This window comes from Methyloglobulus sp. (assembly GCF_046714055.1).
In the GTDB taxonomy this organism is placed as follows: Bacteria; Pseudomonadota; Gammaproteobacteria; order Methylococcales; family Methylomonadaceae; genus Methyloglobulus.
In genome coordinates this window covers 1-22,686 of record NZ_JBKKBJ010000016.1, presented here as the reverse complement: position 1 = coordinate 22,686, position 22,686 = coordinate 1, and the positions used below count along the sequence as shown (strand labels likewise).

24 protein-coding genes and 2 pseudogenes are annotated in these 22,686 nt (G+C 46.4%); 14 read left to right on the top strand and 12 right to left on the bottom strand.

Annotated elements, in window-relative coordinates; genetic code table 11:
- Window positions 1–213: 213 nt before the first annotated feature.
- A complete protein-coding gene (locus ACLQ6D_RS00995; RefSeq protein ID WP_411725381.1) occupies window positions 214–2,139 on the bottom strand; it encodes a dynamin family protein in 1,926 nt (641 codons plus the stop codon).
- Between the two features lie 139 nt (window positions 2,140–2,278).
- Window positions 2,279–2,914 (bottom strand): orotate phosphoribosyltransferase, encoded by a 636-nt coding sequence (gene pyrE, locus ACLQ6D_RS00990; protein WP_411725380.1) that lies wholly within the window; start codon window positions 2,912–2,914, stop codon window positions 2,279–2,281.
- Window positions 2,915–3,145: 231 nt separating this feature from the next.
- Here pyrE and ACLQ6D_RS00985 point away from each other — a divergent pair, with 231 nt between their 5' ends.
- From ACLQ6D_RS00985 to ACLQ6D_RS00965, 5 genes are all read left to right on the top strand, one after another.
- Complete coding sequence (locus ACLQ6D_RS00985; RefSeq protein WP_411725379.1) at window positions 3,146–4,486, top strand: POT family MFS transporter; 1,341 nt, start codon at window positions 3,146–3,148, stop codon at window positions 4,484–4,486.
- Window positions 4,487–4,534: 48 nt separating this feature from the next.
- Window positions 4,535–5,122 carry a DUF4124 domain-containing protein gene (locus ACLQ6D_RS00980; protein ID WP_411725378.1) on the top strand — a complete coding sequence of 196 codons (588 nt, stop codon included), beginning with the start codon at window positions 4,535–4,537 and terminating at the stop codon, window positions 5,120–5,122.
- Window positions 5,123–5,127: 5 nt separating this feature from the next.
- Window positions 5,128–5,958, top strand: a complete 831-nt coding sequence (locus tag ACLQ6D_RS00975) for an SDR family NAD(P)-dependent oxidoreductase (RefSeq protein ID WP_411725377.1) — start codon at window positions 5,128–5,130, stop codon at window positions 5,956–5,958.
- Window positions 5,959–6,150, top strand: coding sequence for a CPXCG motif-containing cysteine-rich protein (locus ACLQ6D_RS00970; RefSeq protein WP_411725376.1), 192 nt, complete (start codon window positions 5,959–5,961; stop codon window positions 6,148–6,150).
- A 176-nt stretch (window positions 6,151–6,326) separates the two neighbouring features.
- Window positions 6,327–6,716, top strand: a complete 390-nt coding sequence (locus ACLQ6D_RS00965; protein WP_411725375.1) for a hypothetical protein — start codon at window positions 6,327–6,329, stop codon at window positions 6,714–6,716.
- A gap of 68 nt (window positions 6,717–6,784) precedes the next feature.
- On the opposite strand, the gene ACLQ6D_RS00960 is transcribed toward ACLQ6D_RS00965, so the two are convergent.
- The 10 genes and pseudogenes from ACLQ6D_RS00960 to ACLQ6D_RS00915 all read right to left on the bottom strand — a co-directional run bounded on the left by ACLQ6D_RS00960 (window position 6,785) and on the right by ACLQ6D_RS00915 (window position 14,558).
- Complete coding sequence (locus ACLQ6D_RS00960; RefSeq protein ID WP_411725374.1) at window positions 6,785–8,599, bottom strand: hypothetical protein; 1,815 nt, start codon at window positions 8,597–8,599, stop codon at window positions 6,785–6,787.
- An 11-nt stretch (window positions 8,600–8,610) separates the two neighbouring features.
- The gene (locus ACLQ6D_RS00955; protein ID WP_411725373.1) at window positions 8,611–9,432 is read right to left on the bottom strand and encodes a DEAD/DEAH box helicase family protein; all 822 of its coding nucleotides are present in this window, start codon (window positions 9,430–9,432) and stop codon (window positions 8,611–8,613) included.
- A gap of 309 nt (window positions 9,433–9,741) precedes the next feature.
- On the bottom strand, window positions 9,742–11,259 hold the full coding sequence (locus tag ACLQ6D_RS00950) for a site-specific DNA-methyltransferase (protein WP_411725372.1): 1,518 nt from the start codon (window positions 11,257–11,259) through the stop codon (window positions 9,742–9,744).
- A 163-nt stretch (window positions 11,260–11,422) separates the two neighbouring features.
- A pseudogene (locus ACLQ6D_RS00945) lies at window positions 11,423–11,928 on the bottom strand (DUF938 domain-containing protein).
- A 149-nt stretch (window positions 11,929–12,077) separates the two neighbouring features.
- On the bottom strand, window positions 12,078–12,923 hold the full coding sequence (locus tag ACLQ6D_RS00940; protein WP_411725371.1) for a hypothetical protein: 846 nt from the start codon (window positions 12,921–12,923) through the stop codon (window positions 12,078–12,080).
- Between the two features lie 139 nt (window positions 12,924–13,062).
- A pseudogene (locus ACLQ6D_RS00935) lies at window positions 13,063–13,365 on the bottom strand (chlorite dismutase family protein); the annotation flags it as partial.
- Window positions 13,366–13,398: 33 nt separating this feature from the next.
- Window positions 13,399–13,620, bottom strand: coding sequence for a hypothetical protein (locus ACLQ6D_RS00930; RefSeq protein WP_411725370.1), 222 nt, complete (start codon window positions 13,618–13,620; stop codon window positions 13,399–13,401).
- 41 nt (window positions 13,621–13,661) lie between these two features.
- Window positions 13,662–13,928: a BrnA antitoxin family protein gene (locus tag ACLQ6D_RS00925; RefSeq protein ID WP_411725369.1), complete on the bottom strand. Its 267-nt coding sequence runs from the start codon at window positions 13,926–13,928 to the stop codon at window positions 13,662–13,664.
- A gap of 54 nt (window positions 13,929–13,982) precedes the next feature.
- The gene (locus tag ACLQ6D_RS00920) at window positions 13,983–14,291 is read right to left on the bottom strand and encodes a type II toxin-antitoxin system RelE/ParE family toxin (RefSeq protein WP_411725368.1); all 309 of its coding nucleotides are present in this window, start codon (window positions 14,289–14,291) and stop codon (window positions 13,983–13,985) included.
- Between the two features lie 3 nt (window positions 14,292–14,294).
- Window positions 14,295–14,558, bottom strand: coding sequence for an antitoxin (locus ACLQ6D_RS00915; RefSeq protein ID WP_411725367.1), 264 nt, complete (start codon window positions 14,556–14,558; stop codon window positions 14,295–14,297).
- Window positions 14,559–14,712: 154 nt separating this feature from the next.
- Between ACLQ6D_RS00915 and ACLQ6D_RS00910 the strand changes: the two genes are divergently transcribed.
- The 9 genes from ACLQ6D_RS00910 to ACLQ6D_RS00870 all read left to right on the top strand — a co-directional run bounded on the left by ACLQ6D_RS00910 (window position 14,713) and on the right by ACLQ6D_RS00870 (window position 22,200).
- Window positions 14,713–15,843, top strand: coding sequence for a GNAT family N-acetyltransferase (locus ACLQ6D_RS00910; RefSeq protein ID WP_411725366.1), 1,131 nt, complete (start codon window positions 14,713–14,715; stop codon window positions 15,841–15,843).
- Between the two features lie 94 nt (window positions 15,844–15,937).
- The gene (locus ACLQ6D_RS00905) at window positions 15,938–16,108 is read left to right on the top strand and encodes a rubredoxin (RefSeq protein ID WP_411725365.1); all 171 of its coding nucleotides are present in this window, start codon (window positions 15,938–15,940) and stop codon (window positions 16,106–16,108) included.
- A gap of 39 nt (window positions 16,109–16,147) precedes the next feature.
- Window positions 16,148–17,161, top strand: a complete 1,014-nt coding sequence (locus ACLQ6D_RS00900; protein ID WP_411725364.1) for an NAD(P)/FAD-dependent oxidoreductase — start codon at window positions 16,148–16,150, stop codon at window positions 17,159–17,161.
- Window positions 17,162–17,222: 61 nt separating this feature from the next.
- Window positions 17,223–17,876, top strand: coding sequence for a 5,6-dimethylbenzimidazole synthase (gene bluB, locus ACLQ6D_RS00895; protein ID WP_411725382.1), 654 nt, complete (start codon window positions 17,223–17,225; stop codon window positions 17,874–17,876).
- Complete coding sequence (locus tag ACLQ6D_RS00890; protein WP_411725363.1) at window positions 17,867–19,000, top strand: nicotinate-nucleotide--dimethylbenzimidazole phosphoribosyltransferase; 1,134 nt, start codon at window positions 17,867–17,869, stop codon at window positions 18,998–19,000. The genes bluB and ACLQ6D_RS00890 overlap by 10 nt, the downstream gene beginning before the upstream one ends.
- Before the next feature lie 2 nt (window positions 19,001–19,002).
- A complete protein-coding gene (gene cobS / locus ACLQ6D_RS00885) occupies window positions 19,003–19,749 on the top strand; it encodes an adenosylcobinamide-GDP ribazoletransferase (RefSeq protein ID WP_411725362.1) in 747 nt (248 codons plus the stop codon).
- Entirely contained in the window at window positions 19,734–20,300 is a 567-nt protein-coding gene (cobC, locus tag ACLQ6D_RS00880) for an alpha-ribazole phosphatase (protein WP_411725361.1), read from the top strand. The genes cobS and cobC overlap by 16 nt, the downstream gene beginning before the upstream one ends.
- Before the next feature lie 8 nt (window positions 20,301–20,308).
- Window positions 20,309–21,709: a cobyric acid synthase gene (locus ACLQ6D_RS00875; RefSeq protein ID WP_411725360.1), complete on the top strand. Its 1,401-nt coding sequence runs from the start codon at window positions 20,309–20,311 to the stop codon at window positions 21,707–21,709.
- Window positions 21,706–22,200 carry a bifunctional adenosylcobinamide kinase/adenosylcobinamide-phosphate guanylyltransferase gene (locus ACLQ6D_RS00870; RefSeq protein ID WP_411725359.1) on the top strand — a complete coding sequence of 165 codons (495 nt, stop codon included), beginning with the start codon at window positions 21,706–21,708 and terminating at the stop codon, window positions 22,198–22,200. Before ACLQ6D_RS00875 ends, ACLQ6D_RS00870 begins: the two co-directional genes overlap by 4 nt.
- The last annotated feature ends 486 nt before the right edge of the window (window positions 22,201–22,686 follow it).

Here is a 22,686-nt window from a genome sequence, read left to right as displayed (position 1 = left end):
CGCAATCCTTGCACTGGTGACGCCGCTTCCCACGGACAATGCCGTTTTTAACAATCGCGCCCTCATTACCATGCTTGCAGACAACCATCAGAATGCTCCTTTTTTAGTGGCATCTTAATCATTATCTATTAGTAAATACTCTCACTAATATTTTTAGTTACCGCTTGAAGCCAATCAATTTTCTTAGTTTACTTCTTCTCAGCAGCGTCAACATTAGTCAACGTTAAGCTGCATCGCCTTAATCATCATCATAAGCTCGTTTCTTTGCCGTTTTAATGGCTCAATCTCCACTTCAAGCGCGGCAATATTTTCGGCTACCGTACCTTTTGACTCGTTCATCTTCTTAAGCATCTGCAAACGATTCTCGATTTGCTTCTTGTGGTCTTTAATCTGATGCATCAAGGGCGTCAATACGCCATTACTCCAAGCTGCAGCATCAGCATGTGCTTGCCTAAGAATATTTCTGGCTTTTGCAATCAAGGTGCTATAAAGCCGATTAATGACCACACTCTGCTCACTCATTGTTGTCTTGGTACTGACACGGAACGCGTCACCTTCTTCGAAGACTTGCTCTAGCTCAAACTGGTACTGTTTAATTGAAAAAAGCTGGGGCTCTATCTCTACAAAACCATATTCATCGTGGAATTTTTTGTGTATCGCTTTGACCAAGCGGCGGGTTTCATTGGTAATATCGACGGACTCCTGAAGCAAATCGCGCAAATCATCAAACAATTTACGGATATTTTGCTTCATCCCGTAAGTCGTCAAGCTTTTCGACATATTATGTTTGGTGTTTTTAATGATGGCATCGATCCGCTCCTTGGAGAAAGAATCAATCAGCGTCCTGGCCTGAACATTAAATACCCGTCGACTGGCCTGGAAATTTTCGATGTTTGCTACGTACAGGTTTTGCCTGTCACGGGTCTCCGCCATCAACTTACCGGTCATGTCCTGGTTTTGGAAATCAATTTTATTGAATTCTTCAAGTTGCGCGATTCCATTTGCCAGAGACGACTCCGTCAAGTTCAGCGACTCATTAACTAAAAAGCCAATGTCCCTTGTGACCGTTTCCATCAGGATATTTCGGCGCTGCTTGACGATATCCTCAGCCAAATAATTTTCTAAGATGTCAATCCTGCTTCTTTGCAGCAACGCCTTATCGCCTTTAACTTTGGCAAGCAAAGCTTGTTTGGCGGAAACGGGGAAAATAGCCGACTCTTCAATCTTTAAAGTTGTCGCCGAAGTTTTGACTTGCGATTTGATTGCCTCCTGGTAACCCGTATCACCCGCCAAATCGTCCCACATGGAATCAATTTTGTTCATAACGACCGCCATGCCGCGTTTACTGCCGCCGCGGGCATGACAGACGTGATTTCGCCACATGTCCATATCGCTCTTGGTTACGCCCGTGTCTGCGGCAATAACGAACACGACCGCTTGGGCGCTGGGCAACATGCTTAACGTCAGCTCTGGCTCAGCTCCCAGGGCATTCAAACCGGGAGTATCGAGAATGGTCAAACCCTCCTTTAACAGGTGATGGGGGAAACTGATTAAAGCGTGGCGCCAACACGGTATTTCCACTTTTTCCGGGTTAACAATACCCTGTTCTGCCGCTTCGCGTTCATTCCATAAGCCCAGCTTATCGGCAAGCTCACGGTCAACCGGTTTGGTGGCTATCAATTCTTTGAAAGCTTCTTGCATTTGTGTTGGAGAGTTGCAATCCAGATCAATTTGCTTCCATCTCTCCTTATTATTTTTGAACTCAGCCATGGAAATATCTTCAAGCCTGGTTTCAATCTCTAATAAGCGTATATAATTGCCGCCCTCTTCATCATAAAACAATTCGGTAGGGGACATAGTGGTGCGCCCAGGTGAAGACGGAAGCAACCTGACCCCTGTTTCTGCAAAAAACAGGGAATTGATAAGTTCAGTTTTGCCACGCGAAAATTCTGCAACAAAAGCCAGCATTATGCGGTCTTGTTGTAACCCGTTAAGGACATTCAGGATCGTGTTGTTACTGTGGGGATCATTCACATCGTAGCGGATACGCCACTGATGATACATTTCGATGCCCTGCAGCAACTTTGCCCGCCATAGCGAGTACTCATGCATTTGTTCTTTAAATTCCATATTACTCATGGCAAGCCCTTGATTACCGACATGGTTTTGAAGGTAAAATAGTCAAAATATCAGATATCTTATTTCTCGATAATTGTAGACTATATACGTGGAACTGTTTCGCTTTAAGCACGCTTAATTTTTTGTGACTAAATTAACATTAAACCCCATATAGCTGACGGTACTTGATTATCGCTTCCAACTGTCCAGTTGCATTCGTATCAATGTAACCGATAATATTTTCAAGATTGATAATCGACACGACTGGGATTTTAAAACATTCTATGATTTCTTGATTAGCAGAAAGTCCGCTTTGCGCTTTTTCCTGACGGTCTAATGCAATCAACACGCCGATTGGCTCAGCACCCGCCCGCAAAATAATATCGACTGATTCCCTGACTGAGGTGCCGGCAGTAATCACATCATCGACAATCAATACCCTGCCTTTTAAGCTGGCGCCGACTAGCTCACCGCCTTCGCCATGGTCTTTCGCTTCCTTGCGATTGAATGCGAAAGGAATGTCGCTGGCTGTCATTTTTGCGTAAGCGATCGACGTTGCGCCAACCAAGGGTATGCCTTTATAGGCCAGCCCGAACAGAATATCTGGTTTTATTCCCGACTGTATCAGCGCTTGGGCATAAAACTCCCCCAACTTACTCAATTTTGCACCGGTGTTAAACAGGCCGGTATTGAAAAAATAAGGACTGATGCGGCCTGACTTTAACTGAAATTCACCGAATTTCAGTACGCCACACTCCAGCGAGTAAAAAATAAAATCTTTTTGATAATCGAGCATGGCGTTTTGTTCAGCAAATGGGCAGTCCGATTATAACTTAACTTTGAGTTATATCCGTTTTAGCCGTAAACACTTTAATCCTATAATTATCCAGGCTTGTAAGTTAAACCTGACCAATGTTCGTTATAATAACCCCCCATTAACGCCTGACTATAAATCCAAAGGTTATCATAGCTTAACGATTGACATTGGCATTAATCCAAAAATAACAGACAAACTTGTCAATGTGTTATGAAGCCGTACAGACATCAGCCTGATCCTCATCAACACACCCTACCTTCGGGCATACCTTATATCGTCGCCAATGAAGCGGCCGAACGGTTCAGTTATTATGGGATGCGGGCTATCCTGGTTGTGTTTATGACGCAATACATGACAAACACCACGGGTGAGTTGGCTGTCATGTCCGAACAAGAAGCGCAGGGTTATTTCCATTTATTCGTTTCGGCGGTTTATTTTATGCCATTACTTGGCGCTTTGGTATCGGACGGTTTGTTAGGCAAATACCGGACTATCATTTTTTTATCCCTGGTTTACTGTCTAGGCCACTTTGCCTTGGCTATTGATAATACTCGCATGGGGCTATTGCTCGGACAAAGCCTGATTGCTTTGGGCGCTGGAGGGATAAAGCCCTGTGTTTCCGCACACGTAGGTGACCAGTTTGGGTCGGCCAATCAACATCTGATCGGCAAAGTGTTTAGCTGGTTTTATTTTTCCATCAACCTTGGCGCTTTTGCGTCCATGCTGATTATTCCCTGGTTGCTGGATCAATACGGCCCATCTGTGGCATTTGGAATTCCAGGCTTATTGATGTTGGTTGCCACCTTGGCTTTCTGGTCAGGACGTTATCAATTCGTCCATATAAAACCTGCGGGCATTGATTTTATCAGGGAAACTTTCAGTCGGTTTGGAATGGCGACTCTCGGAAAACTGGCCTCTGTTTACGTATTTATTGCCATTTTTTGGGCGCTTTTTGAGCAAATAGGGTCATCCTGGATATTACAGGCCCAAAAAATGGATCGCGTTATCTTTGGTGTTGAACTGTTGCCATCACAAATTCAAGCGGCAAACCCATTGTTGATTATGATACTGACACCGCTGTTCACTTATTTCATTTACCCTCGTTTAAACGGCTTGTTTGACCTTACGGCATTAAGAAAAATGGCTATCGGACTTTTTCTTACGGTGATTGCATTCGCGATACCCAGCGCCATTCAGATGCAGCTAGACCACGGCAATGTGCCAAACATTATCTGGCAGCTTTTTGCTTACGTTATACTCACCTCGGCGGAAGTCATGGTTTCCATCACCTGCCTTGAGTTTTCCTATCGTCAAGCGCCTAAAACCATGAAATCGTTTGTCATGGCCTTCTATTTTTTATCGGTAGCCGTTGGTAATCTCTTTACCAGCGCAGTCAATTTCTTCATTCAAAATGACGATGGCACGAGCAAACTTACAGGCGCCAGCTATTTCTGGTTCTTTACCATTATAATGCTGATTACGGCAGTGTTATTCTTATGGGCAAGTACTCACCTCCAGGAAAACAATCATTTCCGCGATGACCCTGGTTAATATAACCTATACTTTGAGTGGACGAAATTTTACTTATCGAGGCAAACAATGAAATTTACACTGTTAATCTTGGGATTGCTTTTCTCTGTGCAATTATCGGCGGGTGTTTACAAATGCACGGATGCAAGCGGCAACAAAATTTACCGGTCAAAACCTTGCACGCAAGGACAAAGCAAAGTTGAACTGAATGTGAAAACGGGTAGTTCCACCGACCTGAATGCAAAAGAAAGCCAGGAAGCCTTATCTCAACAAGAAAAGGAAGCCCAGGAAGCTCAAAAAAAACTTGAAAATCAGGAACAATTACAAAAACAAGCAGCATTTAAACAAAGCGCCATGGATGAAAGCGCTAAAAACCAGTTCCTGATAAAAAATAATCCACAGAAATTTTCAGCTTTTGCCATTCCACCTTATAAGTTTGATGACTTACCGCCCTTGGTTAAAATTTACCAGAACAGATTGCCTGATATTGAACGGATGAGGAGACTGGCCGCAGAAAGGACGTTAGCCACAGGCCAATGTGGTCGGGTTGAAGCGGTGGAATTAAACCCAAAAAGCACCAAAAATGCGCTGGTCATCCTTGTTGATTGCAGTTCGGCGAAAAAATTCTATGTGTCTGAACAGGAATTGGGCAACTGACCATAGTGATCCCACCCAAGACCGTATTGATTACTGGCTGTTCCACCGGTATTGGCTACGCCACAGCCATTGAATTAAAAAACCGTGGTCATAAAGTCATTGCCAGCGCTAGAAAAGAAGAAGATGTCGCCCGCTTGCAGCAGGAAGGTTTCATCGCAGTCCAACTCGATTTAGCCGACAGCGCCAGTATCCAGCAAGCCGTCAAGAAAGCAGTCGAATTAGCCGACCACAAGATCGACGTGCTTTTCAACAATGCCGCATTCGGCCAGCCGGGAGCGGTCGAAGACTTAAGCCGTAAAGTCTTGCGATTCCAATTTGAAACCAATGTGTTCGGCACCCAAGAATTAACCAATCTGCTAATCCCCGTAATGCGCAAACAAGGCCATGGACGGATCGTCTACAACAGCTCAGTTTTGGGGCTGGTTGCCATGACCTACCGGGGCGCTTATAACGCCAGCAAATATGCCTTGGAAGGCTTGGCGGACACCTTGCGCCTGGAATTGCATGGCAGCAATATCTCTGTTTCCCTAATAGAGCCTGGGCCTATACTCAGCAACTTCAGGCACAATTCCTTTATCCTGTTCAAAAAGAATATAGCGGCTGCGGACAGTTTCCATAAGGGTACCTACAAAGCCATGGAAGAACGTCTGCAAAAGGAAGGCGCTGCCGTTCCTTTTACCCTGCCCGCCAAGGCGGTCGCTGATAGGGTTATCCATGCTGTAGAATCAAAATGCCCAAAAATACACTATTACGTGACCTTTCCCACTTATCTGTTCGCTTTTCTCAAACGACTATTGCCTGCTTCCTGGCTGGATAACCTCCTCAGAAGGGTTTGAATGTTGTTCCAGAGGGAAACATTCATCCTGTGCCCTTATTGCGGCGAAATTCTGGATGTATTAATCGATGATTCATCAGGGGAGCAAAACTATTACGAAGACTGTTCGGTGTGTTGTGCGCCCATTTTATTCATTTTGACTGAGGATGAATGTGGAGAAGTCCGTGTTGAGGTCAAAAGGGATGATGAATAATAACCTCCAATCAATCCCGTTCAGTTATCATTAATACTGCTTTGCTGATATCCACCGCGATATTTTTCATTTTCCTTGGGGGGTAAATAATTTATCAAAACATGATAGAATCGCGCACGTTAATTTATAATTGACTAAAATTAAAGCTACACAACACACTTGAGGATAAATCCAATATGAAAACCATAAAAATAATCGTACTTTCTTCCCTGATTGCACTGGCTATGGGCACTTTTTCATCAGCCGCCCTGGCAGAAGCAACCATGCATGATAGAATTGCCTACACACCAGAAGATGCCATTGACTTGGTTCTGGGTGAAATCAAGAAAGCCCAGGAAGCAGTCAAGGCAGGCGCTGATGGTGCGACCGTTTACAAGATCATTAAACAAGCGATGGATTACAGCAAAGAAATTAACGAGAGTGATGTGGTTGACAGAGAACGCTCACGCTCTAACGAGATATTGAAAAAAGCCAGGACTATGGCAAAGAATAACTCCATGCAAGGAATTGAAGAACACTTGGAAAAAGCTGCCAAATCGTTCACTGATTTGAAAGGATTCATTTAATCCCGTAAACCAAACCATGCCAGTGTTCTTCCGAACCTGGTGTGGTTGCCTTTGGTGCTTGCGGCTTGCTACAGCCTATTAATCACCTGCTCAATTTGCTGAAACACATTCCTGCCGTTTGAATCCTCAGCTACCGCCATTATAAACAAACATTTTCCCTCGCTTTTATTAGCCCAGCATTCGCCGACCGCATTTTTCTCGCGTGAATCATCGTTTGTTGCCAACATATCGCCTTTATACTCAACCACCAGCAAACGCCCGTCATTCAATTCGGCAACAAAATCAGGATAAAAATAGCCTTTAGCTAAGGGCAACCGGAACGAAGCCTGTTCCCGGTTAACCAGATTCCTGACCCACTGCTTAACCTGTGGATTGGCATCTATCGCCTGGGCACAGGCAAATTCTTCGCCTCCGTCTTTTAAATCTTCGATAAGCGGATAGTAATGCTTGGCAAACTTAAAACGGCCTTCATAATAAGGCGGCCTTGCCGGATAATTCTCCGGCTTAAATTCGTAAGCAAACTCAAAACTGGTTTTCAGCGGAATCGAATCCCCAAACAACGTCAATTGAAACCCTTTGTCCGCAGCCAATTCCCTGTACTTGCTGATTTGCCCATTAATGGTTCTTGCCAATACAAACTTACTCCGCAACAACCCCGTCAACGGGATGCACCTGACTTGGGTGAGATTACCGATTAATTGGCTTAGAAAAGCAATCAAACTGGCTTGCGGCACATCCGGCTGTTTAACTTGCTTGTCCAGCCAGCGCACTAAGTCCGTTTCAGTGATGCCACTGTCCACCCAATCCAGGTTATAAACCCCGGTTTCTCCGGCAGCTTTATAAAATACTTTTTTACCATCAATATCGACTTCAAAATTTTTTCCCGTCTCGCTGAGGGCAAACTGCGCCAATTCAGCCGGATAATCGTGTAATGACCAATTGTCCGACCTGTACAAAAAACTTTCCGGCTCCAACAATTCCAGCAAATCATCTTGCACATAGCATAATTGCGGCAACGGCGAGAATGGCTCGCCGCGCATGGCAGGGGCTTTGTTCACCTGAATCTGTAAATTATGGAATTCAACTTGAGATTCAATTTGCTTTTTTGCCACACCTGAAACTGTTTTTAATAATTGCTGGGTGACCTGTTCAGGAACAGTGCCAGTAAGCTCTACCTTATAGGTCTTGGCTTCCGTTTCCGTGATTTTATAAGCCGCATCATGGGGTAAATCGGGATAACTGGGCAACTCAACAACCAGGACTAATTCGCTAGTGATAATGCCTTGCCTGCCAAAAAGATCGTCCTGGTTTGAACCCGGCTGCACCAATGCCGCCACTTCCATCGTCTCAAAACCCATATCAATGAGCTTGTCTTTTAACATTTGCGCCGCTTGCGAAAATGACGGCGAGGCTAAATGCGCATAAGCACGGTTCAACGCTTCAACCTGACGGGTTTTAGCAAACGGCATCCGCAACACGCGCCCTAACAACTGCTCGGCATCTTTACTGGAACGTACGTCTTTAACCGAACAAAACACATAGGCAAACGAACAATCCCAACCTTCTTTCAAGGCTTCCATGGTGATGATGTATTTAATCGGACAACTTGGCGAAAACAGGTCGATGCCCTCCAACTCGCGCTGGTTGCCGGTAGCCACCGCAATTTCCTGTTCAGCAATCGCCAGTTCATGGATTAAATGCGCTTTCAACACCTCAACCGTCACTGCACCATTTTTAGCTTCCGCCTGGAACAACACAATCGGGCGAATGTAGTCGGTTTCTTTTCGCGCTTCTTCATTCAGTTTTTTACCCGTCAGTACGGCATCACGCACAGCAGCTTGCCAGTCATTATGCTCGGTGAGCATAATCGGCAACTTAATCATTTGTTCGGCTTTTAATTCCGCTGCGGTAAGCGATAAAGGATATTGGATGCAGAAGCCGGGCTGGTGTCCGGTGTCGCGCTAAACTCGACAATACAACTGGGATGCACCCGTTTTAAGGTATCAAAGGTCAAGCTGGTACGGGCATTATGCGCTTCGTCCATAATCACCAAGGGACGGTGCAACATCATTAAATTGGCAAAGGAATATTTGATTTTACCTAGCGATGCCGCGCCCAAACCGTTTTCCTGCAAATCCTTTTCTGTGACCCGCTCAAAGCGCGGATCATCTTGCCGGATGCCAGAAAAATGCAGCTCGAAGTTTTCATGATAAGCGTAAACCTTGCGGCCACTGGTGTCTTCCACCCTTAACGAAGCCAACGTACCCACCACAATAATGGCTTTGCGGCCTATGTCTTGTGGACACAGTTGCGTGACCTCGCCTATATCCAGCACCCGCAACCTGTCCAGGCCAAACTCCTGTTCCAATGCTTGCCGATAAGGATGTCCAACGGTTTTAAGGGCTTTCAGGGTTTGTTCCCTGATGGTATTGGTCGGCATCAGCCACAGCACCACCGGATAATCCTGCTCCAGATAGGCTTGTTTAGCCACCTTGACGGTATAAGAAGCTAATACCGTTTTACCGCCACCCGTTGGTAGCCGTAAGCATACGTAGGGTATTTGCCCAAAGGCATAATGCCGGTAAGGGATGGGGGTTTGGTTTTGCTGGCTTAAGGCCTGTCCGAAAGCCAATTCAACCGGCTGGCTCCGGGCGGCAACCAGAAAGTTTTCCAGGACCGCTAAAACCTGTTGTTGGTATTTTTTTAATGTAAACATGATGCAGCCTTTCGTTCGTTATCGTTTCAACACCATAACACTCGTGGGTTATACATTATTCACAAGAACCCCGTCATTCCGACCACAGGTCTATCCACGACTCGTCATCCCGGCAGGGATTGCCGGGATCCAGAAGCCATTGATGGCAATGCCAAAACCTGCCACATTGGTTTACACAATTCTATCCACCACTTATATAGTCGCACTAAACCTTTTTTAGTAGCTTCCATATGCACTTATCACATCCCTGTGTTCTGGATACCGGCAATCCCTGCCGGTATGACGGCTTAAACGTAATGGCAGTAATCATCAACACACCTTCACTTCATACGGAATCTGTTTGAAGATGATCTGGTTGGCATCTAGCCGCGCTTGGCCTAAGCGCGAAGATTCGCCGTAGATTATTTTCTTGCCTCCGTGTGCGGGCAAGGCGCTGAGTATCGCACGGGTCAACACGTTGCCGCCTTGAGGCCGCCGGTCTTTCAGGATGCCGTTGTACAGCAGGTAATAAGCCGTGCCGTCATGGACACCCAGCAACGGCGAAGCCGTTGGGGATAATAACGGTGTGCGGGTTTCCATGTACCAGATATAGGCGGCGAGGCTGGCAAAACGGATATTGGCGTTAATCGTGCCATGTTGATTAAAAATTTCACTGCCCAGACGATAAAAGCGGAAACCGCCTCTGCCCGTCCAGTTAACCGCTTGGGAAATGCCGCCTTGCTCGCCTTCGACGACTTTTTTTAAGCGCGGCTGGCAATGGGTGACAGCATGGTCGCCCATTTCGATGCCGATGTAACGGCGGTCCGTTTTGTGGGCGACGGCGGCGGTTGTGCCTGAGCCGAGGAAGCTGTCAAGGATAAGATCATTAGGGTTGGTAGCAATTTCCAGAATTCGTTTCAATAACCTTTCAGGCTTAGGTGTATCAAAAGCATCATCCGCTCCAAATAAGGTATTGATTTCTTTTTTGGCTTCTTGGTTATGACCAACCTCTGCATTCGTCCACCATGTCCATGCATTTTGACCTTTTATTTCAGAAAGATATGTTTTCTTTCTGGGAACTCCAACACCATCCTTACCAAACCAAATTCGACCCGCGCTAATTTCCTCCTCCATCCTTTCTTTTGTAAATCGCCAACACAAATTGTTCGGCAGTTCTATCACTCGTCCTGCCGGAGTAGTCAGTGTGTAGAATTGGCTAGCAGTACCATGACCAGCTTGCGCTGTACAGTCTGTTGAAGCCCAGGGGCCTCTTTGGTCGTTGTCGGGGTTCTTAAAGTCTTTCTTACGAGATTCGCTAATCTCAAGCTGGTTGAAAGACTGGTGAGTCAGAGGCGATTTACAGTACACAATAATATGATCATGGGCTCCTCCTAGACGCAAACGATTGTCTGGGGATATTCGCTTTTGCCAAATAGCATTAGCCACAAAATTCTTTCGCCCAAACACCTCATCCATCATCACCTTCAAATAATGCGCTTCGTTGTCGTCGATGGACACCCAGATACTGCCGTCTTCCGCCAGCAACTCGCGCAACAATTCCAACCTGGGATACATCGTACCCAACCAGACCGAATGCTCCAGGTTATCGTCATAATGCTCGAATGCGGAACGGGTGTTGTACGGCGGGTCGATATAAATACATTTGACCTTACCCGCATACATCGGCAACAAGGCTTTAAGCGCCTGTAAATTGTCGCCCTGTATCAGCATGTTGCCGCTGTCCGCATCGCCCACGCACAGCTCCGGCACCGCTTCCAGCAAGCAATAAGGGACTTTCTGCGCGGCGCGTACCGCATCCTGTTTGTTAAGCCAGTCTAATGTAGGCATGGTGTGGGTTTAGGTTTTTTATCTCTATTATTGTCACTATCAGCAAGATTATTCAGCCTACCCCGTCGTTCCGGCATGGATTGGCGGTGAGGACACCATATCCTCTTTCGCACTTCCTCCATCCATGGATGATCGCCGGAATCCAGGACACAGGGGTGTGAATTCAATGTGTTTCTACCTTTTCCAAAACCAAAAGCCGATTATTGGTAGGCATAGCATTGTCTTTTAACAATTTAAGCCCTGCGCTTTCCGCCAAAGTTATCACCGCTTCAAAATCCCTGATGCCGCTCAATGGATCACGGCTTTTCAACCATTGATCGAATCGGGCGTTACTCTCGCTGGTATAGTTGCCGTTGTAGTTAAAAGGGCGGTAAATACCGCATCCATCCCGGCGCAAGGCCACACAGGATCGGTGACATCGAGGACTAACGGGTGGTTAAGGTTGGGTAAAAGCGCCTCATCCCGCCATGCGTTGATGCCGGGCAGATTCTCGTCCAAATCCGTAGGTTGCCAGATAAGGTGCGGTAGCTCGCTGGCAAAATAACAAGCATGTTGCCCCGTACCGCTACCAATTTCCCAAACGGTAGCGGGTTGGCTGAATACTTCCCGAATGACCGCCAAAATAGGGGCTTTATTGTTTTCGCAGGCTTGGGAGTAGGGTTTGCACATTATTTTGTTATAGTTAGAGTGTCAATGGTAACTCTAATCGACCTAATTGATTATTTTGGAATACAGAAAAGAACGGCAAGCTAATCAACTCCGAAGTACAGTGATGAAACCAAATTGCGGAGCTATGAGGTATCCATTTGGACGATTTATTAACCACTTTTTAAGGATCGTGCCAAATCATTTATCGATGCTTGCACAACCAACCATGAAATATTACAAGTATCCTCATCGGGTGTAGACCGCATCAGCATATGTTGATATGGATGAATCATGTTTCTGAATTCGCGTAACGAATGAGAGAATTTTTTCACGTCTAGGCCAAGCCAGCCCACTTCATGCGCAACATCGATCATTTCAGAGAGTTTCCAATCGGCAAAGTGTTTCACCTTCCCACTTGAGCTATCCTTAGGGGCGCAGCTGCAAGTATTTACCTCGGCAGGCTTCTTCTGGCAAACTGCGAGCAGGAGTCCCTCTAATAGACTCCCCATTACAATAGTTGCTGCCAAGAAAGCCTTAGAATCAACGCATCGTTGAGCTTCATCCCATCGATGCTTGAGTATTTCACCAATGCCAGGTTCTAAACCAAGGGACAAGAAGTCTGGTGGTGGTAATGGTTTAAGTTCTTCTTTGCTAATAACACTATAATCAATGTTAATTTTTTCAAATTGTGGTTGAATTCCAGATAGCCTTATCTGGAATCCTTCAATGTACAACATATCATTAAGAAGTTGGAGAGCTTTATTAGTCTGTTCTCGATCACCTCCGTATTCTTTCGGTGAAGCTAATCTTTTAAGGACACTAGCCAGTTCTTCACGGTTACATTGCTTCAAGCAGTTAAGCACCCATCGTTGACGGGTAGAACCATCGTGAACATTTCTGGCAAGCCCAGCACGAGAGAAGAAAGCGGTCAGTTGTGAGCTTGAACGGTAGACTGGGTACTGCTCACCGTTTCCGCATATAAATTCAGCTATCTTGTCTAGCGTGTTTTCGTCCATGTTTCAAAATAGCTAGCTATCAGTTTTTTGTCATTAATTATCGGATAAATAATAAAACTTGACTCATGTTCCACATCAATTGCCCCAGTTAATTGTTTTACATTGGTTTTGTGTAAAGCAACAAGATATACCAAACAATCTAGCATAAAATATCAAGTGCTAACTGAATCTCAACCTCACGCTCCACATACGCCCATTCCTTGCTTGCCCGTAAGCGCGTGAGCAGTTCATTAAAAGTTGATTTATGCTCCGGCGCAAATTCAAACCAAGTGAGAAAATCAAAAGGTTCTCCTAGATCACGGCAGTGATGCAAGCGCCGGGCAATCGCAGGAAGATAGTCCAAGCCAATGGCCGTGTGGTGCGATTGTTCTTCAAAAATTGCCCGCCGCTCATCTTGCGGCATGTCCCCCCACTGGGCAGATTTTTTTATCGGGATAAGGGCTGCACAAACCGCTTCCGGGCGGTTTAGGTCAGGCTACACCGACTTAAGCACATTGATTTCGTTACGTTCGGCATAGCGAAGATTGCTGGTGAAACCTTGCAGTATCCATGCGCTATCTAGCGGCAATTCATTGGTAGTATCGTTTACAACATTCAATCTTTCAACTAGCGGTAAACTCGACCCTAAAATCCCTTGCACATTAACTACGCGCCATGCGCCTTGTTTACCACCAATGAACGAATAACGATTATCCAAGTTGATCTCCTACGAAATATATGACATGACAGTTGCAAATCTCAACGATCATGCAATTTTTCCTGCAACCATACCTTGATGAGCGATTGATAGGGCACATCACGGGCATTGGCTGCGATCTTGATTGAGTCAAGGAGATGTTGCGGCAGCCGCAGGGAAATGGTTTTTGTGGTCGGTTTCAACTTGGGCAGCACAACCGATTGTGCTGTTGTCCAATCGAGGTGGTCGGTGGAGTCATGCGTTTCCCAAAAGGTTCGTTCTTCTGCTTCATTTGCAAAAGCAGGAATTTCTTTAAGTTGTTTGTTCATACTGTGTGTGCTCTTTTTTGTGCATGTCTCAAGTTGAAATTACACGAATTTTCATTATCCCAAACGTTCTTGAAGTCTCGAGATCATATCCATGCGTTCATGCAAAACTGCGATAATGCATGGCCGTTTTTCTTCAGTATGAACGAAAAAAATATAGTGATGCTCACAGTGGGCAACTCTAATTTGAGGATAAGTTGCTGAGAATGTCCGTGATAATGCAGTTCTGTCAGCAATTTCCTGAAAACATGTTTCCAGTAAATTTGCATACCGCAGAGATTGCTTTTTACCCCACTGTTTCAAGGTGTAACGGGCGATGTCTTTAAGGTCATCTTCCGCTGACTGAGTTAGCGCATAAGACCGCATTCGTTACAGTGCTTCTTCTTGATGCGTTTCCTCAAAGATGTCCAGTACGGATTTATCAACTATTTTGCCCTGTTGTGCTGCGTCAATACGGGGTTTCAAAAATGCTTCCAATTGCCGTAGCGCCTCATTCGCATCTGCCGAATTGGTTTCGGGCAAAGGTTGGAAAACACATTCCAATACATAGTCCTTTATGCTTCGTCCTTGCAGGGCAGAAATAGCTTTTAACCGCTGATGTTGTTCTGGTGTGACCTCGATTGATAAGCGCATGTGCTTCACCTTTAGTTACTGATCTTTAATGGATGGGTATCCTAACATCAATAACAACAAATGAACATTTGTAATTTTGTTGTTATTGATAATGAAAAACGATGTTGGCTTTCCGGTATTATTCAGTTTGTGTGCCTGATTTTAAAAGCTTGAAATGGAAATAAAACAAATCACTGCCATCAACCAGGTTGATAGCGAAGCCTGGAATAATCTTGCCGGGGATGGTTATCCGTTTATGCGCCATGAGTTTTTGTCGGCGCTGGAACAAAGCGGTTGCGTGTCTGGGCAGACAGGCTGGCAGCCCAGGCATGTGCTGGTTACCGAGAATAACGAACTGCTGGCTGGGATGCCGTTGTATCTTAAAACGCATTCCCGTGGTGAGTATGTGTTTGATAATCAATGGGCGTATGCTTACGAACAGAACGGGGGACGTTATTATCCTAAATGGTTGACCGCTATTCCCTTTACGCCCTGTCAGGGTGCGCGTATAGCAATAAAGGAACAGGCCGATCAACGGCAGCTAAGCGGATTGCTGGTTGATTTTATCAAAACAAAATCCGAGCAAGACGGTATCTCTTCCTGGCATTGTTTGTTTCCGGTAGGAGGGCAACTGGAATCGCTTCGTGCCTTGGGTTTGGCGGTTCGTGTAGGAGTGCAATTCCAGTGGTTTAATAAAGGTTACCGGACATTCGACGATTTTCTCGGTACATTGAATGCCAGTAAACGCAAGATGCTAAAACGTGAACGCCGCAAGGTTGCCGAGCAAGGGATTGAGATAATTCAGCTTTCAGGCGGGGAAGTCAGCGAATACCAATGGCAGGTGTTCTTTGATTTTTATCAGATGACGTATCTTAAACATGGGATGCGGCCTTATCTGAATCTCGACTTTTTCCTGGCCTGTGCAGCGACGATGGGGGGAAAACTGTTGCTGGTCTTTGCGCTGAAAGAGGGGCGTTATGTGGGGGCTACGCTCAGTTTTGTGGGTGGCGATACCTTGTTTGGACGCTATTGGGGCTGTCTTGAGGAATACAATGCCTTGCATTTTGAGGCGTGCTATTATCAGGGGTTGGATTATTGTATAGCGAATGGCTTGGAGCGTTTTGACTCAGGTGCTCAGGGCGAACATAAAATTGCCCGTGGCTTCGAACCCGTCACGACCTATTCCGCACACTGGTTTCAAGATGAACGCTTTGCCAAAGCTATCGAGCAGTTTTTGGACAGGGAAAAGAGCGCGGTGAGATTTTATAAGGAGGATGCGACCAACTATTTACCCTTTAAAAAATAACGGGCTTTGCTTTGCGTCTTGAAAAATGGATGCCGTATACTGGGCTTGCTTTATAATGCCCACATTACTATTAGAATTTCTAAGGAGGATAAAAGTGGCTAATTACAGAAAATACGAATGCTCGGTTTGTGGACATATTTATGATGAGGCAGTAGGCGATCCTGATTCTGGCATTGCGCCAGGCACTTTATGGGAGGATATTCCAGACGATTGGCGTTGCCCGGAATGTGGCGTAGAAAAAAGTTATTATGAGTTAATGGCTTGATAACTAAATAAAAATAATAAATAAAACGGGGAGGGTGGCATGAACGTTGTCATCGTTGGCTCAGGTATAGCGGGTGTGACATTTGCTGAAAAGTACCGGGCCTTGTCTCCCGATGCCGAAATCGTTTTGGTGACCGGCGAACATGACGGTTACTATTCAAGGCCATTGCTGTCCCGTGGTTTCACCAAGAACGATATTGAGCAGTCCATCATCCTGAAAAGTTTCGACAAGCTGCGTGAGAATAATATCGATGTGATTGCCGGATCGGAAGTCACTGCGATTGACCGCAGTGCCAAAACCGTCGCAATCGAAGGCCCAGGCCAGGAAAAATCATTATCATACGACAAGTTGATACTCGCCCAAGGTTCGGCGGCGTTCGTGCCGCCGCCGCTACGCGCGTATGAAAAATTGTTTTTTAGTTTGAACAGCCTGATTGACCTAAAAGCCATGCGGAAATTCCGCCAGCCGTTTTTAAATCAGAATATAAAGCCTCATTGGGCGATTGTGGGGGGCGGTTTGATCGGTTGCGAAGTCGCCTCAGACTTGGCGGTTGCTGGCGATAAAGTGACTGTTTTCCACGCGATGGATCGTCTGATGGAACGGCAATTGCTTGCCGAGGATTCGGTTTCCTTGCTATATGTGCTACAAGCATCGGGTGTAGAGGTTTTGCTGAATCAATCTGTGCACAGTTTCGTCGAGGAAGGTGGAAAACTGTGCGTGAAAACGGATGTGACTGCCGAGTTTGATGCCTTGCTCGTCGCTTGCGGCTTTAAACCGCGCACCGAATTGGCGCAACATGCAGGTTTGGATGTAGCCAGAGGCATAAAAGTTAATCCTTATTTACAGACTAAAGATGAAGCTATTTTTGCTTTGGGCGATGTGGCTGAATTGCCGGACGGGAAGCTCTACGCCTATATCCTCCCCATTCGTAGCCAAGCCCTGTGGTTAGCGAATTATTTGGCGGGACAAGAGCAAGCAGCCTGGTCGCCAGCGCCGTTTACGACCAAGGCTAAGGTGCATGGTTTTGAAGCCGCACACCCTTATAACCTTTGATGCGCTAAACGCAACCTGAAATATTTTGGGCGGATATTTCTCGTTGGCCGATTAAATGCTGATGCCCCAACATCGTTATCCTGATTCCGACATCGTCGCCGTTTACCGGGCTATTTACGAGCGCCGCGATATACGCCATTTCTTGCCCGATCCCATTGACCCTGAAATTTTTGGCCACTTGTTGGATGCCGCGCACCACGCGCCTAGTGTTGGCTTTATGCAGCCTTGGCGATTTATCCGTATCAGCAATTCCAGCTTACGCAAAAACATCCACGATCTGGTCGAACAAGAAAGAATCCTGACTGCCAAGGCGTTGATCGAACGTGAAGACGAATTCATGAAGCTGAAAGTCGAAGGCTTGCTGGAATGTGCGGAAGTGCTGGTTGCAGCCTTGTGCGAGCGGCGCCAGGATTATGTGTTTGGTCGTCGCACCTTACCGGAAATGGATTTGGCTTCGTTGTCGTGTGCCATACAAAATATGTGGCTCGCAGCCAGGGCGGAGGGTTTGGGCATGGGTTGGGTTTCCCTATTTGAGCCGGAAGCCCTGAAAATTCTGCTGAATATGCCCGAAGACAGTCAACCCGTCGCTATCTTATGTCTGGGGCATGTGGAAAAATTTTACGATAAACCCATGCTGGAGCAGGAGCAATGGGCAGAGCGTAGGGACATCAATGATCTACTGTTTGAAAACTCCTGGAACAGGCCGTGCCGCTAGATTTCACGATTAATCCGGTCTCGTCACGTATTAAGCCTGATTTACAGGCCAAAATTGACCAAAAAACCAAACCGCTAGGCGCGTTAGGACAGTTGGAATCGCTGGCATTGAAGATAGGACTGATCCAGAAAAGCCTGATGCCCAATTTATCCAGGCCGACTATTTTGATTTTTGCCGGCGATCACGGCATAGTTGCGTCGGGTGTCAGCGCCTATCCGCAAACCGTTACCGCGCAAATGGTCGCCAATTTTTTGGCCGGCGGCGCTGCGATCAGCGTTTTTGCCCGGCAGCATCAGTTGGAACTATTTGTGGTTGATGCCGGGGTTAATGCTTCTATCCCTCACCCCAGCCCTCTCGGCAACTGTTCCAGACGTAGCCCTACCTCCTACATCCATGCAGTCGTCCCAGAGGGAGAGGGAGCTTATAGCGGTTTCCCACAATTGATTGCTGCAAAAATAGCCAGAGGGACAAAAAACTTTCTATATGATTCCGCTATGTCCGCAAATCAATGTCTAAAAGCCATACAAACTGGCGCAGAACTGGTTTTGCAACAGCATGAAAATGGCTGCAACTGTATTGGTTTTGGTGAAATGGGCATAGGCAACACGTCATCCGCTGCTCTACTCGCACATTGTTTGTCAGATATTCCTTTAGCGCAATGCGTGGGTCGTGGTACGGGATTGGATGATAGCCAATTGCAAAACAAACACGCCGCGTTACAGCAAGCATTAACCCGACATCAAGGCATAACAGGGCCGCTGGATGTGTTGGCTACTTTCGGCGGTTTTGAAATTGCCATGATGGTGGGCGCGTATCTCGAAGCCGCCGAGTTGGGGATGCTGGTTATGGTCGATGGCTTTATTGCCGGTGCCGCGTTGTTAGTCGCGTATAAACTTAAGACACATGTCCTGGATTATTGCGTGTTCAGCCATGTATCCTCGGAACAAGGTCATCAAGCTTTATTGGCGTACTTGAATGCCCAGCCGCTATTGAATCTGGAATTGCGCTTAGGTGAAGGCTCTGGAATTGCAGTCGCTTATCCCTTAATACAATCAGCGTTGTTGTTTTTAAACGAGATGGCTACGTTTGCTGATGCCGGGGTTGATCAGCAAACGGGCAATTAGCCATGTATCACCTAAAACTGTTCCTCTTAGCCCTTAGTTTCTATACACGGCTACCTGTACCTAAAGACCAGGATTACTCTAAGTTGCCCCAGGCCTGTATTTATCTGCCCCTGGTCGGCTGGGTGGTGGGTGGATTCTCAGGTTTATGTTTTTATGTGGCGGGTTTTTTGTGGCCGCAAACAACCGCAGTAATATTGGCTTTAATCGCAGGTATTATGCTCACCGGCGCATTTCATGAAGACGGCTTTGCCGATGTCTGCGACGGGTTTGGTGGTGGTTACGACAAGCAGCGTATCCTGGAGATCATGAAGGATTCGCAGATTGGTGCGTATGGCGCACTCGGCCTGTTGTTGTTGGTGTCCTTAAAAATCAGTTTGCTTAGTTCGCTTCCCGTATTTTCCGTACCTTGGGTAATACTGGCAGGACATTCTATAAGCCGCTTTCAACCTCTACTGTTGATGCGGCAGTATAATTACGCAAGAAGCGACAACAGCAAAGGCAGTGCGGCGGTTTTTAAACCCAATGCGCGAGACTTGCTGTTTGCAGCGACAACTTCCCTACTGCCTTTGTTATTTCTACCTTTGCTGTGCAGCCTAGCCATTCCCTTTGTATTGGTAGTTAACTGGCGATTAGGCTGTTATTTCTACCGTCGCATCGGTGGCTATACCGGTGATTGCCTGGGTGCCAGCCAACAGATGGCGGAAATTGTTTTTTATCTGAGTGTCAGCGCACTGTGGACATTTACCTGATCCGCCATACCAAGACAGAGACCGTGACTGGCTTGTGTTACGGGCAAAGCGATGTTGCATTGGCCGACAGTTTCGTAGCTGAGGCGCGGCTCATACACAAAAAACTGCCCGATTTATCGCCGGATTGCCTGATAATCAGCAGCCCGTTAACACGCTGCGTACAATTGGCCGAAACTTTTCTCAAGCCAATTGAGACGGATGCACGGTTGCAGGAAGTTAATTTTGGCGACTGGGAAAACCGACGGTTTGACGAAATAGATACCAATCTATTAAAAAATTGGGCGGAAAACTTTGTGACTATCTCACCGCCAAATGGTGAAAGTTTTAACGATTTATGCCGTCGTGTGGGCAATTTTTGGGATGAACTGCTCGTAAAAAAACAATCGGAACAGGTTTTGGTCATAACCCATGCCGGGATTATCCGCGCCCTGTTCGCCCATGTGTTACAACTTCCCGCTGCCAACGCCTTTAAATTTCGGGTTGATGTCGGTTCGGTACATAAGCTGCAACACATCAACGATTACACGTACATCCATTACATCAACCAATAAATCCATAAATGCACCCGCTAGCCGTTTTTGGCACCAGTTCAGATGCCGGAAAAACCACCGTCACCATGGCGCTATGCCGCCTTTTTGCTGACCGTGGCTTTCGTGTCGCGCCGTTTAAAGCACAAAATGTTTCCAATAATTCTGCCGTAACGCCAGAAGGAAGGGAGATTTCCAGGGCGCAATGCCTACAGGCAGAAGCCGCACGGGTTGCACCTAGCCATTTGTTTAATCCGGTGCTACTGAAATCTTACGGTGACAGTTCCGTACAAGTCATTGTGAATGGCTTGGTTTATAAAAACCAGTCGATTGTTGGTTATTACGATGACATAGTTAGCTTGCAAGAACACGTAGCACGGGCATTTTCACAGCTACAAAAAGATTATGAATTAGTGATTGCCGAAGGCGCAGGTTCGCCCGTGGAGCTGAACCTATTGGACAAAGACCTTTCCAATCGCTTTGTCGCCAGCACCTTCAAGACAAAAAATATACTGGTCGCAGACATCGAACGCGGCGGTGTGTTTGCGTCTATTTATGGCACATTGGCATTGATGGAACCTGAAATGCGGGAAAACCTGATAGGCGTGGTCATCAATAAATTTCGTGGGGATAGGCGATTTTTTACTGACGGTGAGCGTATTATCAGGGAACAGTTTGGCGTACCTGTTTTAGGCGTATTGCCGTTTATGCCGCTGAATATCGACATGGAAGATTCCCAATCGCTAAAGAATTATCAGCAACGGCTGGGCAATGTCAAAATCCGCATTGCCGTTATCGCCTATCCGGGCTTAAGCAATTATAACGACCTGGATGTGTTGATGGCAGATAGCGAACTGGATGTTGAATTGGTGATATCTTACCGTACCCTGCAATCATTTGACCTGGTATTATTGCCGGGCAGCAAAACGGTCATGAATGACCTGCGTTGGCTGAAAAGCCAGGGCTTGTTCCATGAAATCAAGGTTTGCGATAAGCCAATCTTCGGGCTGTGCGGCGGATATCAGATGCTATGCCAAAACCTGCACGACCCTAATGCGCTGGAACACAATACGCCTAGTAAGGAAACAGGTTTGGGGTTTATTAACGATGACGTGATGTATCAAGCCCCAAAAGTGTTGGCGAGCGGCAGCTACTCGCTGTTTTCCCATTCAATCAAAGGTTATGAAATCCATTTTGGCCGCATGGATCGCTATCCCTTCTATTACCAAGGCCAGCAAACCTGCGGTACCCATGTGCATGGTGTTTTTGATGATGACGATTTTCGTAACCACTATTTTAAAGCGCTAAACCCCACATATCAGGGCTATGCTTACCGGGACTATCGCGAAGCCGAGATTCAGCAATTTGCCGATAGGGTTGCGGAAAACATCGATATAGATGTGTTGTTACGGGTATTACAGGCAGGACGATGAAAACATTGTTTATCGGCGGCATAAAAAGCGGCAAATCCCGCCTTGCTGAAGCCTATATCCTGGGGCAATCAAAGGAAATGCCTTATTATCTGGCAACCACGGAGTTTATAGACGATGAAATGCGCCAGCGTATTGCGGTACACCAACAGCGTCGGCAAGACCGCTTTATTACGATTGAAGAACCAATCCAACTGTTGAATACTTTGAAAGATTGCCCTGCGCCTGTGTTAATCGATTGTGTGTCCATGTGGTTAAACAATATGCTTTATCACCAACAAACCGAGGAGACGGTTTTGCAGGAACTAACCGCTGTGATGCAGCTATCTTCTGATATGGTATTCGTGCAAAATGAAGTCGGACTAGGTGTAATTGCCGATAATCCGCTGGCTCGACGATATGTCGATCTATCTGGCAAAGCTGCGCAATTGCTGGGGGCGCAGTGTGAGCAGGTATTTTTTTGCTGTGCAGGGTTGAAAATGAGGCTAAAGTAAAATCCAAAGAAGTCAGGTAGGGTATGCTAATCCTAGAGGTATTTTGAGCCGGACGGGGCATGTTGCCAATGCCGTTAAGTTAAGCCGTCATACCGGCATGGATTGCCGGTATCCAGTTCACAGGGATGTGTTCTTAACTGCCATCCTTGGCTTCTAGGTTCCGGCATTCCCTGCCGGAACGACGAGCTTTTCTTAACTTAACGGCATTGGGCATGTAGCCAGTCCGCGATGTTTTTCGTATGGCTCGATGATCGTAATTGTCGAAGCGTTCTGTGTGCCACGGAACAATATCTCATGGGCAATGATGCTATTTTGGTTGTCCTGGAACAGCCAGACAAATAATGATGCAGTCTTGAAGGCTCAAAATAAAAAGCCCCCGTTGGCTTTTCAACCTCGTGAGGGCTTGGGTCGCTTGAAGGCGGAGCCTACGGAATAACGTTCCATTGGTATGAAAAGCAAAGCAATAGGCTATAGTTGGTTACACTA